The 10771-nt window shown below is 45.9% G+C and carries 17 protein-coding genes; 7 read left to right on the top strand and 10 right to left on the bottom strand.

Going from position 1 to position 10771, the window contains the following annotated elements:
* Positions 1 to 21: 21 nt before the first annotated feature.
* Positions 22 to 354: a Na+/H+ antiporter subunit G gene (locus RHEIN_RS15715; RefSeq protein ID WP_008899966.1), complete on the top strand. Its 333-nt coding sequence runs from the start codon at positions 22 to 24 to the stop codon at positions 352 to 354.
* 20 nt (positions 355 to 374) lie between these two features.
* On the opposite strand, the gene RHEIN_RS15710 is transcribed toward RHEIN_RS15715, so the two are convergent.
* The 10 genes from RHEIN_RS15710 to RHEIN_RS15665 are packed head-to-tail and all read right to left on the bottom strand — an operon-like array spanning position 375 to position 7114.
* The gene (locus RHEIN_RS15710) at positions 375 to 653 is read right to left on the bottom strand and encodes an HPr family phosphocarrier protein (protein WP_008899965.1); all 279 of its coding nucleotides are present in this window, start codon (positions 651 to 653) and stop codon (positions 375 to 377) included.
* Positions 643 to 1500 carry an RNase adapter RapZ gene (gene rapZ, locus RHEIN_RS15705; protein WP_008899964.1) on the bottom strand — a complete coding sequence of 286 codons (858 nt, stop codon included), beginning with the start codon at positions 1498 to 1500 and terminating at the stop codon, positions 643 to 645. The genes RHEIN_RS15710 and rapZ overlap by 11 nt, the downstream gene beginning before the upstream one ends.
* The gene (gene ptsN, locus RHEIN_RS15700) at positions 1497 to 1952 is read right to left on the bottom strand and encodes a PTS IIA-like nitrogen regulatory protein PtsN (protein WP_008899963.1); all 456 of its coding nucleotides are present in this window, start codon (positions 1950 to 1952) and stop codon (positions 1497 to 1499) included. The genes rapZ and ptsN overlap by 4 nt, the downstream gene beginning before the upstream one ends.
* A 25-nt stretch (positions 1953 to 1977) precedes the next feature.
* The gene (gene hpf, locus RHEIN_RS15695) at positions 1978 to 2265 is read right to left on the bottom strand and encodes a ribosome hibernation promoting factor (RefSeq protein WP_008899962.1); all 288 of its coding nucleotides are present in this window, start codon (positions 2263 to 2265) and stop codon (positions 1978 to 1980) included.
* 25 nt (positions 2266 to 2290) lie between these two features.
* Complete coding sequence (locus tag RHEIN_RS15690) at positions 2291 to 3784, bottom strand: RNA polymerase factor sigma-54 (protein ID WP_008899961.1); 1494 nt, start codon at positions 3782 to 3784, stop codon at positions 2291 to 2293.
* A 47-nt stretch (positions 3785 to 3831) separates the two neighbouring features.
* A complete protein-coding gene (gene lptB / locus RHEIN_RS15685) occupies positions 3832 to 4554 on the bottom strand; it encodes an LPS export ABC transporter ATP-binding protein (protein ID WP_008899960.1) in 723 nt (240 codons plus the stop codon).
* Complete coding sequence (gene lptA, locus RHEIN_RS15680) at positions 4554 to 5048, bottom strand: lipopolysaccharide transport periplasmic protein LptA (RefSeq protein WP_008899959.1); 495 nt, start codon at positions 5046 to 5048, stop codon at positions 4554 to 4556. The genes lptB and lptA overlap by 1 nt, the downstream gene beginning before the upstream one ends.
* Complete coding sequence (gene lptC, locus RHEIN_RS15675; RefSeq protein WP_008899958.1) at positions 5038 to 5592, bottom strand: LPS export ABC transporter periplasmic protein LptC; 555 nt, start codon at positions 5590 to 5592, stop codon at positions 5038 to 5040. The genes lptA and lptC overlap by 11 nt, the downstream gene beginning before the upstream one ends.
* Entirely contained in the window at positions 5589 to 6146 is a 558-nt protein-coding gene (gene kdsC, locus RHEIN_RS15670) for a 3-deoxy-manno-octulosonate-8-phosphatase KdsC (RefSeq protein ID WP_008899957.1), read from the bottom strand. The genes lptC and kdsC overlap by 4 nt, the downstream gene beginning before the upstream one ends.
* Positions 6146 to 7114 carry a KpsF/GutQ family sugar-phosphate isomerase gene (locus RHEIN_RS15665; protein WP_008899956.1) on the bottom strand — a complete coding sequence of 323 codons (969 nt, stop codon included), beginning with the start codon at positions 7112 to 7114 and terminating at the stop codon, positions 6146 to 6148. The genes kdsC and RHEIN_RS15665 overlap by 1 nt, the downstream gene beginning before the upstream one ends.
* Positions 7115 to 7487: 373 nt before the next feature.
* On the opposite strand from RHEIN_RS15665, the gene RHEIN_RS15660 reads away from it, so the two are divergent.
* Genes RHEIN_RS15660 through RHEIN_RS15635 form a run of 6 tightly spaced genes read left to right on the top strand, consistent with a single transcriptional unit; the run spans position 7488 to position 10766 of the window.
* Positions 7488 to 8303 (top strand): ATP-binding cassette domain-containing protein, encoded by an 816-nt coding sequence (locus RHEIN_RS15660; RefSeq protein ID WP_040555260.1) that lies wholly within the window; start codon positions 7488 to 7490, stop codon positions 8301 to 8303.
* The gene (gene mlaE, locus RHEIN_RS15655; RefSeq protein ID WP_008899954.1) at positions 8300 to 9082 is read left to right on the top strand and encodes a lipid asymmetry maintenance ABC transporter permease subunit MlaE; all 783 of its coding nucleotides are present in this window, start codon (positions 8300 to 8302) and stop codon (positions 9080 to 9082) included. The genes RHEIN_RS15660 and mlaE overlap by 4 nt, the downstream gene beginning before the upstream one ends.
* Before the next feature lie 3 nt (positions 9083 to 9085).
* Positions 9086 to 9553, top strand: a complete 468-nt coding sequence (mlaD, locus tag RHEIN_RS15650) for an outer membrane lipid asymmetry maintenance protein MlaD (protein WP_008899953.1) — start codon at positions 9086 to 9088, stop codon at positions 9551 to 9553.
* Between the two features lie 2 nt (positions 9554 to 9555).
* On the top strand, positions 9556 to 10221 hold the full coding sequence (locus tag RHEIN_RS15645; RefSeq protein WP_008899952.1) for an MlaC/ttg2D family ABC transporter substrate-binding protein: 666 nt from the start codon (positions 9556 to 9558) through the stop codon (positions 10219 to 10221).
* Complete coding sequence (locus RHEIN_RS15640) at positions 10208 to 10519, top strand: STAS domain-containing protein (RefSeq protein ID WP_008899951.1); 312 nt, start codon at positions 10208 to 10210, stop codon at positions 10517 to 10519. The genes RHEIN_RS15645 and RHEIN_RS15640 overlap by 14 nt, the downstream gene beginning before the upstream one ends.
* Positions 10509 to 10766, top strand: coding sequence for a BolA family protein (locus RHEIN_RS15635; protein WP_008899950.1), 258 nt, complete (start codon positions 10509 to 10511; stop codon positions 10764 to 10766). The genes RHEIN_RS15640 and RHEIN_RS15635 overlap by 11 nt, the downstream gene beginning before the upstream one ends.
* Positions 10767 to 10771 lie beyond the last annotated feature (5 nt).

Below are 10771 nucleotides of genomic sequence, written 5' to 3'. Positions count from 1 at the left end.
ACTAAGACTAAGGAGCGAAATATGAGTTGGCTTGAATGGCTGGTGGCCCTGCTGGCTGTGGCAGGATCTTTATTTGTGTTGTTAGGCTCTGTTGCTCTGGTGAAATTACCGGATTTTTATACCCGTTTGCATGGCCCAACCAAAGCTACAACGCTGGGCTTGGGGGCTTTAGTGCTGGCTTCTATCGTCTATTTTAACTTCGTCAAAGGGGAGTTAAATTTACAGCAGTTACTGATTGCCTTGTTCTTATTTATTACAGCACCTATTACCGCTCATATGTTGGTGAAGGCGGCGCTGCATTTAAAACTGAAGACCTCTGCACACACCTCAGGAAAACAAAACGCCGATCTCTGAGTACTGTATTTACTCTGGTGTTAGTTTTCTTCGTCGAAGCCGTTTTCGATTAAAGCCACTACAGCGGTTAAAGCTTGCTGAGCCTCTGCACCTTGGGTGCAGACTTCCAGAGTTTTACCTTTACTGCTCGCCAGCATTAACAGTGCAAGCACACTGCTGGCATCTGCGGTCTGGCCTTCCTGTTGTAACTCTATTTTGGCATCAAACTGACGGCATAATTGCACCAGCTTAGTGGCAGCCCTGGCATGTAAACCCAGCTGATTCACGATAGTGACTGTTTTTTGAAATTTATCGGCCATGATGTCTTACCAGTTCGCGATGACGAATTTGCACATCCTCGCGTTGTAAGCGGTAACTTTCAGCCAAAGATTCAGCGATATAAACTGAACGGTGTTGGCCACCGGTGCAGCCAATAGCTATGGTCAGGTAGCTGCGGTTGTTACGTTCTAAATGCGGCAGCCAGGTGCCAATAAACTGATTAATTTGCCAGATATACTGAGCTACCACAGCTTGTGAAGACAGGTAGTCCTGTACAGGTTGATCCAGCCCCGTCAGAATTTTCAGTTCAGGTTCCCAATGTGGGTTCGGTAAAAAGCGCGCATCAAATACATAATCGGCGTCTTTAGGAATACCGTATTTAAAACCAAAAGATTCAAACAAAATAACCAGCCGGCCAGTTTTTTGCCCCAGGATCCGCTCCCTAAGCTGTTCTGCCAGCTGATGTACGTTCAGCTCTGTGGTATCCAGATATAAATCAGCACGGCTTGAGATGGGGTCCAGCAGCTGCTGTTCGCGTTGTATCGCTTCATCCAGTGACATGGCCTGATGTGACAAAGGATGCAAGCGGCGGGTTTCGCTGAAGCGTTTAATTAAACTGGTATGGTCGGCGTCGAGGTAAAGAATGGTCAGGTCAACTTTGTGCGGCAGATAAGACAGGATATCTGTGAGCTCTTCGGGGTCCTGCGGTAAATTCCGCACATCTATACTGACCGCGACTCGCTCATATTGTCCCATAACGGCATTAGCCAAAGTGGGCAATAAATTAACCGGGATGTTATCCACACAATAATAACCCAGGTCTTCCATCACGCGCAGGGCAACAGATTTGCCCGAACCCGATCGACCGCTGACGACCAGTAACTTCATTTTGCTATCACCTGTTCAGAGCCCGTCATCAGCAACTGATACAAGTCGTGGCTGTTTGCACTATGACGGATTTTTTTGGTGAAATCTTTTTGGCTAAGCATCCGGGCTATACCTGATAAGGTGGATAAATGGGTTTGACACTGGTTTTCAGGGATCAGGATGGCACAAAAAATATCCACGGCCTGGTTATCAATAGCATCAAACTGTATCGGATCTTTGCTGACAACAAACACCAGCATAGGTGTGGTGACACTTTTTAATTTGCCATGAGGAATAGCAATACCACCACCAATACCTGTAGAGCCAAGCTTTTCACGGCTCATCAGGGCTTCGAGTATGTTGTACTCAGGAATTTCCGGTAACCGCTGATGTGCCAGTTCAGCTATGTATTCCAGAATGCGTTTTTTACTATTAAAAAGGACCGCACTCTTGGTGCAGTCCTCCGATAACATTGAGCTCAGGTTCATAGTTTCAGAATCAATGACGAGAAATTTTCTCTTTATGTTTAATAACTTGGCGATCCAGTTTATCGATAAGCTGGTCTATCGCAGCGTACATATTTTCGTCTTCCGATACAGCGAATACTTCACCTCCGTTGAGGTGCATCTTAGCCTCTGCAATCTGTTTTAATTTTTCCACGTTCAGCACTACATGTACATTATTAATATGATCAAAATGACGTTCAAGTTTGGAAAATTTGCTATCGACGTACTCTTTCAGTGCTTCAGTGATTTCTACATGACGACCAGTTAAGTTGATTTGCATAGACTCTTCCTTCTTTGTAGAGCTGTTAAAGCAAGCTCTTGCGCTGATTAGACGGCGGAATAAACAAGGCTTCACGGTACTTGGCAATGGTTCGCCGTGCGACATTAATTCCTTGTTCTGACAGTATTTCTGCCATCCTGCTATCACTTAAAGGTTTGGCAGGATTTTCCGCCGCCACCAATTTTTTTATAAAGGCGCGGATTGCGGTGGATGAACATTCACCGCCACTCTCTGTACTTACATGACTGGAGAAAAAGAACTTAAGTTCAAATATTCCTCTGGGAGTGTGCATATATTTTTGTGTGGTAACACGGGAAATTGTTGATTCATGCATTCCCACCATTTCAGCTACATCGTTTAATACCATGGGTTTCATGGCTTCTTCGCCGTGCTCAAAAAACGCCTGCTGCTGCTGCACTATGCAGTTGGCAACTTTAAGTAAAGTTTCGTTGCGGCTTTCCAGACTTTTTAAAAACCATTTGGCTTCCTGCAAATGGGAACGGATAAACTGACCATCGGAGGCGTTACGGGCGTTACGTGACATGGCAGCATATTGCTCGTTAATTCTGATCTTTGGCATCGCATCAGGATTTAACTCAACCATCCAGCGTCCTTTAATTTTCGCTACCGAGACATCAGGGATCACATACGACTGTTCTTGTCGAATCACATCTGCCCCAGGTCGTGGGTTCAGACTGTGGATCAGGCGCATCACTTCTTTTAAGTCGTCTTCTTTGAGTTTAGTCACACGCATCAGAGAACGGAAATCTCTGTTCGCTAAAAAGTCAGTATATTCTTTAATAATATGACGTGTTTCTGCCAGATAAGGTGTTTTTGGGTCAAACTGGCGCAGTTGTACCAATAAACATTCCTGAATAGTGCGGGCACCAACACCTATAGGGTCAAATAACTGGATACGTTTAATCACAGCTTCAACTTCGTCGGCTTCCACATCGGGCATGCCCAAAGACTCAAGAATTTCGTCTGTGTCTATGGTCAATAAGCCGTTTTCATCTATGGCTTCGATGATGATCTCAGCAATGGTACGGTCTGTGTCTGAAAAAGGCGTCAGTTGCATTTGCCAGCGTAAATAGTCCTGCAGGGTTTCGCTGGTTTCACCCTGAAATACAGTGTCTTCATCACCGTTGTAATTATTGGCACCTGCCACAGGGGCTGCGCTGACTAAATCATCCCAATGGCTGTCCAGCGGCAGATCTTCTTTGATGTTTTGCTCGGACATCGCTTCGCTGCTGTCCTTTACCTCAGGCTCATAATGTTCATCATGGCTGCTGTCGTAGTCTGGAGCGTCAAACTCAGCGCCGTGATTTAAATCTTTGGAAGAAGGTTCCTGAAATACAGCATAGTCATCTTCAGCTTCCAGCAATGGATTGGCATCCAGAGCTTCCTGAATTTCCTGTTGCAGTTCAATGGTGGACAGTTGCAGCAATTTGATTGCTTGCTGCAATTGAGGAGTCATTGTGAGCTGCTGACCAAGACGAAGTTGCAGAGACGGTTTCATGTACTTCTTATTTTCTCCAAACAACCCTATTCGGATGTTGTTTTAAACTATAACCTGAATTGCTCACCAAGGTAGACATCGCGGACTTGTTGGTTTGCTAAAACCTCAGCCGGTGTACCTGCAGCAATCAGTTCTCCATGACTTACAATATAGGCAATTTCACAGACATCAAGCGTTTCACGTACATTGTGGTCTGTGATCAACACGCCAATGCCCCGTTGGCACAGATGCTGAATAATTTTTTTAATATCTAACACTGAAATGGGATCAACGCCAGCAAAAGGTTCATCTAACAGGATAAATGCCGGATCCGCAGCCAATGCTCTGGCTATTTCCACTCTGCGACGTTCACCACCGGACAAACTCATGCCCAGGCTGTTACGGATATGGCCTATATGGAACTCGTCCAGCAGGGCGTCGGCTTTTTCTTCGCGCTGCTCTTCGGTTAAGTCTTTGCGGTGCTGCAAAATGGCTAAAAGATTGTCGTACACTGTCAGTTTACGGAAAATTGAGCTTTCCTGCGGCAGGTAGCCAATACCAGCACGGGCACGGGCATGGATAGGATCAAAGGTGATTTCTTTGTCATCCAGCGTGATTTTGCCTTTGTCTGATGGGACCAGACCAACAATCATATAAAAAGTGGTGGTTTTGCCTGCACCATTTGGACCTAACAAGCCAACAATTTGACCCGCATTCACTTCCAGACTGACGTCTTTGACCACCTGACGACCTTTATAGCTTTTGGCCAGATGGGACGCGACTAACTTCATTATTCTTTTCCTTCCGGGCTGAACACAGTGGTCACTCTTTCGGTTTTTTTACCGTCAGATTCAGCTTCCAGTTCTTGTTTTTCAAGGTTGTATTTAATGATCGCGCCTTGCACCATGCTGCCATTCTGACTCAGTTCAGCATTGCCTGTCAGCACCAGCGTGCCGTTGGCCACATCGTAGCGAATTTCATTGGCACTGGCTTTAATCGGCTTTTCACCATCCAGTAACTGCGAGTAAGTCGCAGGCTGGCCTGAGGCAATAAACACCTCTTTGCCTTTACCTGCAGTGGCCAGCACTTCGAGTTTGTCTGCTTCAATCAGCAGGCTGCCTTGTTCTACTTTGACGTTATCAACAAAGGTCATGACTTTGTCTTTAATAGAACCAAACTGACGGTCGGAACCTACCTGAATCTCTTTTTTGAAGTCATCAGGACCTGCCAGGCAAAAGCCACTGAAGGCGAAACATAGGCTGAGTAAAATAATGTTACTTTTCATTGTAATAAACCGTTTTTGTGTGCTGTTTCAGCTCAATATTCTGTTCGTTCAAATCGGCCAGCATACCTTTACCTGTGATTTGAAAGCCCAGTCCAAAAATTCGTACCTGCTCATTCGATTGCAGGCTGTTGGTGTTAAACAGAAGCTCAACTGCATTGGTTTCTATTCGGGTAAAAAGTGGGTCTGCGGACATATTGCGCAACTCCACTCTGTGTTCAAGAATGAGTTTGTCATCAGGATAAAGCACAGCCTGCTCGCTTGTCACTTGCCATAATGGCACTTTTTCCTGGTAAATAGTGTAGATAGGGAAATCAAACTGTAAAAAGCCAAAACGTTCGAAGTGCTCCATACGCTGAGCCCGGATCAAATCAGACAAGTGGCCTTCTTTATCATAAATCATCCGGGTCAGGTCGACAGCCACATAGTCTGGCTGATGGTCCTGATTGCCCGGAGTGCTACTTTGCTCCTGGTCCAGTAATTGCCAGCTGTAAAAACCAGCGGCAGCGGCCACAATAAGCACTAACCACAGAAATTGACGGATCATGTACTGCTTCCTGAAAATTCAGCAAATTTGCCCTGACTGGTCAACAGCAAATCACAGAGTTCACGCACTGCACCAAAACCACCAGGTAATTGACAGCGGTAATCAGCATGCAAAGCAAGATAAGGGTGAGCGTCTTGCACAGCAACACTTAAACCACAATGTTGCATCACGGCCCAGTCGGCCAAATCATCTCCGATAAAGGCAATTTGTGAGGCTTCGAGTGCCAGTTTTTGCTGGAGTTCAGCAAAAGCAGCGAGTTTATTTTCCTGACCCTGATAAATGTAAGGCACAGTGAGTGACGTCATACGCTGCTGCACTATCTCTGAGCGACGGCCCGTGATCACTGCCACTTCAATACCGGCGTGGCGTAAGGCTTTAATGCCGTAACCATCCCGGGTATGGAAGGCTTTCAGTTCTTCGCCCTGATTGCCTAAATAAATACGGCCATCAGAAAACACGCCATCCACATCACAAATCAGCAGACGGATTTGCTGAGCCTTTTGTTCCAGTTCCGGGCTGATGGCCTGATACATTTGGGCAAATAAAACAGACATCAGAGCACTCCGGCTTTCAGCAAGTCGTGCATATTTAACGCACCTACAGGTTCATGTTGTTCGTTCACTACAATAAGACCATTAATTTTGCGTTGTTCCATGATTTTCAGGGCTTCTGCTGCCAGCATAGCAGGTTTGGCCGTGATACAGTTTTTGGTCATCAGGCTGGCAATGCTGGCTTTGTGTAAATCCACTTGCTGATCCAGCACCCGGCGTAAATCGCCATCGGTAAATAAGCCTGCCAGCTTACCTGAATCATCCACCACAGACGTCATGCCTAAACCTTTACGGGAGATTTCCAGCAGCGCCTCTTTTAAGCTGACCTGTTGATGCACTAGTGGCAAGGCATCACCAAAATGCATCACATCTTCTAAGCGTAATAATAAGCGACGACCCAGGCTGCCACCCGGATGGGATAAAGCAAAATCATCCGCAGAAAAACCCCGTACATCCAAAAGGGCAACGGCTATGGCATCACCCATCGCCAAGGTCGCTGTAGTGCTGGCTGTTGGGGCCAGGCCTAAGGGGCAGGCTTCCTGTTCAACCCGAACACATAAATGCACGTCGGATAAAGCAGCTAAAGTAGATTCAGGACGGCCTGTCATAGCCACCATTTTAATGCCACGGCGTTTTAATACCGGCACTATCGCCAGCACTTCAGCAGTTTCACCCGAGTTGGAAATGGCCAGCACTACATCCTCTGTGGTGATCATGCCTAAATCGCCATGACTGGCTTCGGCCGGATGAACAAAAAAAGAGGGGGTGCCGGTAGAGGCTAAAGTGGCAGCAATTTTATTGGCGATATGGCCGGATTTACCCATACCAATCACTATGACCCGGCCTTTGCAGTCAAACATCATCTGACAGGCCAGATTAAAACTTTCGTCTATATAGGTGGCCAGCTGGGTTACAGCGGCAGCTTCAATCTGCAACACCTGCAGGGCCTGAGGGCGAAAGTCCAGAGTCATGCAAAAATCCCCTTCAATTAGTTGTTGCCCGCTTTTTTGGATCTGTAGTTCTTTGGAAAGGATCCAGTAAGAGAATCAGTCAGATCATAGAGATAGCTCACATATTAAGCTGCGATTCATTTTCAGCGCGGCACACTTTGCGGCCATGTAAAGGCTGATATTTTCGTGTTTATTGGGCTCAAATGCAAAAGATTACGTAAAACAAATTGATTATTCTGTTTTTGCAATCAGTTGTTACTATTTTTTATAAGGTTGTCGTTGCGAAAAACCTATACAATAGCAGGCCTTTACTAGTCCGCTTGGCTTGAAGTCGCTGTTGTGCATAGGTATATTGCGCGCCTTTAATTTTAGCGATAAACGCTATTGTCTTTAAATGAGGATCAACGTGTCAGATATTCTGGTAGACATTCAGCACCTGACGTTCAAACGTGGTGACCGTGTGATCTATGATGACATGAGCATGCAGTTTCAGCGTGGCAAAGTGACCGCCATTATGGGGCCCAGTGGTATTGGTAAAACCACTCTGCTGCGCCTGATCGGTGGTCAGTTAAAGCCTGAACAGGGAAAAATTCTGGTCAATGGTCAGGATATACCTCAGCTTAATCGTAAAGATTTGTACAAGGCCCGGCAGAAAATGAGCATGCTGTTTCAAAGCGGCGCTATGTTCAGTGATATGTCGGTCTACGACAACGTCGCTTTTCCAATTCGTGAGCATACCCGTCTGCCGGAAGAAATTATCCGTTTGATGGTGTTGATGAAACTGGAAGCTGTTGGTTTACGTGGTGCGCGGGATTTAATGCCGGCAGAACTCTCTGGCGGTATGGCGCGTCGTGCTGCGTTAGCCCGTGCTATAGCTTTAGATCCGCAACTTATTCTGTACGATGAGCCTTTTGCTGGTCAGGACCCTATTTCTATGGGTGTGATAGTGCGTCTGATCCGCTCTTTGAACAATGCGCTGGGTTTAACTTCGGTTGTGGTCTCCCATGACGTCAATGAAGTGATGAGTATTGCTGACTATGTCTATGTGGTTGCTGAGCAAAAAGTCATAGGGCAAGGCACACCGGAGGAGCTGCGAGCTCACCCCTCTGCGTTAGTTCAGCAATTTTTACAGGGAGAGTCTGATGGTCCTGTGCCTTTCCACTTTAAAGCGGCCAGTTACAGTACGGAATTAATGGAGTTAGCTAAGTGATAGTGGATAAGTTACAGCAACTCGGACAAAAGAGCATTGCTAAAATTCAAGGCATGGGCCGGGCAACGATCATGTTGTTTGGTGCTTTAATCGCCTGGCCAACACCACGTAAAAGCTTTCCTTTATTGTTGAAGCAGTTGTATGTGGTTGGTGTGTTGTCTTTGCTGATCATTCTGGTATCCGGTTTGTTTATCGGTATGGTGCTGGCACTTCAGGGTTACACAGTGCTGTCGAAGTTTGGCGCTGAACAAATGCTAGGCCCTTTGGTTGCGTTAAGTTTGTTGCGTGAACTGGGTCCTGTAGTGACAGCCTTATTGTTTGCTGGTCGGGCAGGTAGTGCTTTAACAGCTGAAATAGGCCTGATGAAAGCGACTGAGCAGTTATCCGGTATGGAAATGATGGCTGTTGATCCCTTGCGCCGTATTATCGCGCCCCGGTTTTGGGCTGGTGTGATCAGCATGCCACTGCTGGCAATGATATTTACTGCTGTTGGCATCTTAGGTGGCCATTTGGTGGGGGTAGACTGGTTAGGTGTGGATAGCGGCGGTTATTGGTCGGCTATGCAAGCTAACGTTGATTTCCAGCAGGATATTATGAACGGCGTGATTAAAAGTGCTGTGTTTGCTTTGATTGTGACCTGGATAGCCTTACATAAAGGCTTTGATGCGGTGCCAACCTCTGAAGGCATTAGTCAGGCCACCACACAAACTGTGGTGACATCTTCTCTGGCGGTCTTAGGTTTTGACTTTATATTAACAGCAGTAATGTTTGGTGGATAAAAAATGACATCTCGCAAAATCGAAGTGTTGGTGGGTTTGTTTGTTGCGCTGGCTATAGCAGCTTTTATGTTGTTATCTCTGAAAGTAGCGAATAGCGGTATGGCAGGCACTGGCCAGACCTATATGTTGTATGCCAAGTTTGAGAACATTGGCGGTTTAAAAGTTCGGTCCCCCATTAAAGTGGGTGGAGTGGTGGTTGGCCGTGTGCGTTCCATCAATCTTGATACCGAAGAGTATTCTCCTGTAGTGGCTATGGAAATTGACAGTCAATACAACAATTTTCCTGAAACCAGTTCGGTCGCTATTTTGACCTCTGGTTTATTGGGTGAGCAGTATCTTGGATTACAACCTGGTTTTGTTGATGAAACTGTCTCCATCCTGAAAAGTGGCGATTATGTTGAAGACACCAAGTCCGCTATTGTGCTGGAAGAGTTAATCGGCCAGTTCTTATTTAACAGAGGAAGTAACTAAGCATGAAAAACTTGCTGGTAAAAATTGCAGCTACTGCATTGATTTCATTGGGCCTCATTGCCCAAGCATCAGCCGTGGAAGTCAAAACTTATACTGACCCGTACAAGATGATCGAAGCTGTGGCCGATCAGGCTTTTCGCCGTATTGCCAAGGATCAGCCTGTGATCGAAAAAGATGTTGAGCATTTACGGGTGATAGTCAACGAAGAATTAGTGCCTTACATCGACAGTCGTTATGCGGCTTTCCGTGTTATTGGGAACTACATCAAACAAACCAAAGAAGAAGATCGTGATGCTTTTGTGGTGGCCTTTAAAGATTACATGGTAGCCACTTACGCAGGAGCTTTAACTCAGTATAAAAATCAGAAAGTGATTTTTGAGCCGGCTCGTGCTGTGGGTAACCAAAATATCATCACTATCAAAACCCGTGTGATAGATCCTGGCAAACCAGACATCAATATCGAGTTTAAACTGCGTCGGGCTAAAGATTCTGAAAACTGGCAGGTATTTGATATGGTGGCTGAAGGCATCTCTTTGTTAGACAGCAAAAGAGCAGAGCTGGGCAACATGATCCGTCAACAGGGCTTAGCCAGCGTGACCGCATTGTTAGTGGAGAAATCAAAAGCTCCTATCACAGCTCCTATGCAGGGTAACAATGCTAAAAATTAGTCAACAACAACAGACACTGCTATTTTCCGGAGCTTTGGACCGGGATACAGTACCTACGCAGTGGCCATTTAAGCTATTAAAAAAATTAAGTGGCACCGTAGTTTTTGATTTTAGCGAGCTTGCATTGGTTGACACGGCCGGGCTTGCCTGGTTACTCCATCAGGTAGCACAAGCTGCTAAACTGGGATTAACTATCCAAATGCGTCATGTGCCAGAGCAGTTAATCTCTCTGGCTAAGTTGTCAGATGTTTTGGCTTTGTTGCCATTAGTAGAAGAGGATAAAGGCAATGCAGTGTAATGAGATTGAGCTTCTGTTAACAGAAGAGCTGAAACTGGCTGAAGTTTACGTGAAAGCTGAAGGCAATCATTATGCTGTGACTGCAATAGGGGATTGTTTTGATGGCATCAGCCGGGTGAAACAACAGCAAATGATTTATGCCCCTTTGATGGCAGCTATTGCTGATGGTAGTATCCACGCAGTCTCGATTAAAACTTTCACGCCGACTCAATGGCGTCGTGAAAAATTACTTAACCCACCTGTATAGTAGCT

Source organism: Rheinheimera sp. A13L (assembly GCF_000217935.1).
Lineage (GTDB): Bacteria > Pseudomonadota > Gammaproteobacteria > Enterobacterales > Alteromonadaceae > Pararheinheimera.
Note: the sequence above shows the minus strand (reverse complement) of the source record. Positions and strands in the feature narration are given on the sequence as shown.

Excerpts from the sequence above, each read along its gene's own strand:
- RHEIN_RS15715 (WP_008899966.1), top strand. The coding sequence starts at position 22 with ATGAGTTGGCTTGAATGGCTGGTGGCCCTGCTGGCTGTGGCAGGATCT.
- RHEIN_RS15710 (WP_008899965.1), bottom strand. The coding sequence starts at position 653 with ATGGCCGATAAATTTCAAAAAACAGTCACTATCGTGAATCAGCTGGGT.
- rapZ (WP_008899964.1), bottom strand. The coding sequence starts at position 1,500 with ATGAAGTTACTGGTCGTCAGCGGTCGATCGGGTTCGGGCAAATCTGTT.
- ptsN (WP_008899963.1), bottom strand. The coding sequence starts at position 1,952 with ATGTTATCGGAGGACTGCACCAAGAGTGCGGTCCTTTTTAATAGTAAA.
- hpf (WP_008899962.1), bottom strand. The coding sequence starts at position 2,265 with ATGCAAATCAACTTAACTGGTCGTCATGTAGAAATCACTGAAGCACTG.
- RHEIN_RS15690 (WP_008899961.1), bottom strand. The coding sequence starts at position 3,784 with ATGAAACCGTCTCTGCAACTTCGTCTTGGTCAGCAGCTCACAATGACT.
- lptB (WP_008899960.1), bottom strand. The coding sequence starts at position 4,554 with ATGAAGTTAGTCGCGTCCCATCTGGCCAAAAGCTATAAAGGTCGTCAG.
- lptA (WP_008899959.1), bottom strand. The coding sequence starts at position 5,048 with ATGAAAAGTAACATTATTTTACTCAGCCTATGTTTCGCCTTCAGTGGC.
- lptC (WP_008899958.1), bottom strand. The coding sequence starts at position 5,592 with ATGATCCGTCAATTTCTGTGGTTAGTGCTTATTGTGGCCGCTGCCGCT.
- kdsC (WP_008899957.1), bottom strand. The coding sequence starts at position 6,146 with ATGTCTGTTTTATTTGCCCAAATGTATCAGGCCATCAGCCCGGAACTG.
- RHEIN_RS15665 (WP_008899956.1), bottom strand. The coding sequence starts at position 7,114 with ATGACTCTGGACTTTCGCCCTCAGGCCCTGCAGGTGTTGCAGATTGAA.
- RHEIN_RS15660 (WP_040555260.1), top strand. The coding sequence starts at position 7,488 with ATGAGGATCAACGTGTCAGATATTCTGGTAGACATTCAGCACCTGACG.
- mlaD (WP_008899953.1), top strand. The coding sequence starts at position 9,086 with ATGACATCTCGCAAAATCGAAGTGTTGGTGGGTTTGTTTGTTGCGCTG.
- RHEIN_RS15645 (WP_008899952.1), top strand. The coding sequence starts at position 9,556 with ATGAAAAACTTGCTGGTAAAAATTGCAGCTACTGCATTGATTTCATTG.
- RHEIN_RS15640 (WP_008899951.1), top strand. The coding sequence starts at position 10,208 with ATGCTAAAAATTAGTCAACAACAACAGACACTGCTATTTTCCGGAGCT.
- RHEIN_RS15635 (WP_008899950.1), top strand. The coding sequence starts at position 10,509 with ATGCAGTGTAATGAGATTGAGCTTCTGTTAACAGAAGAGCTGAAACTG.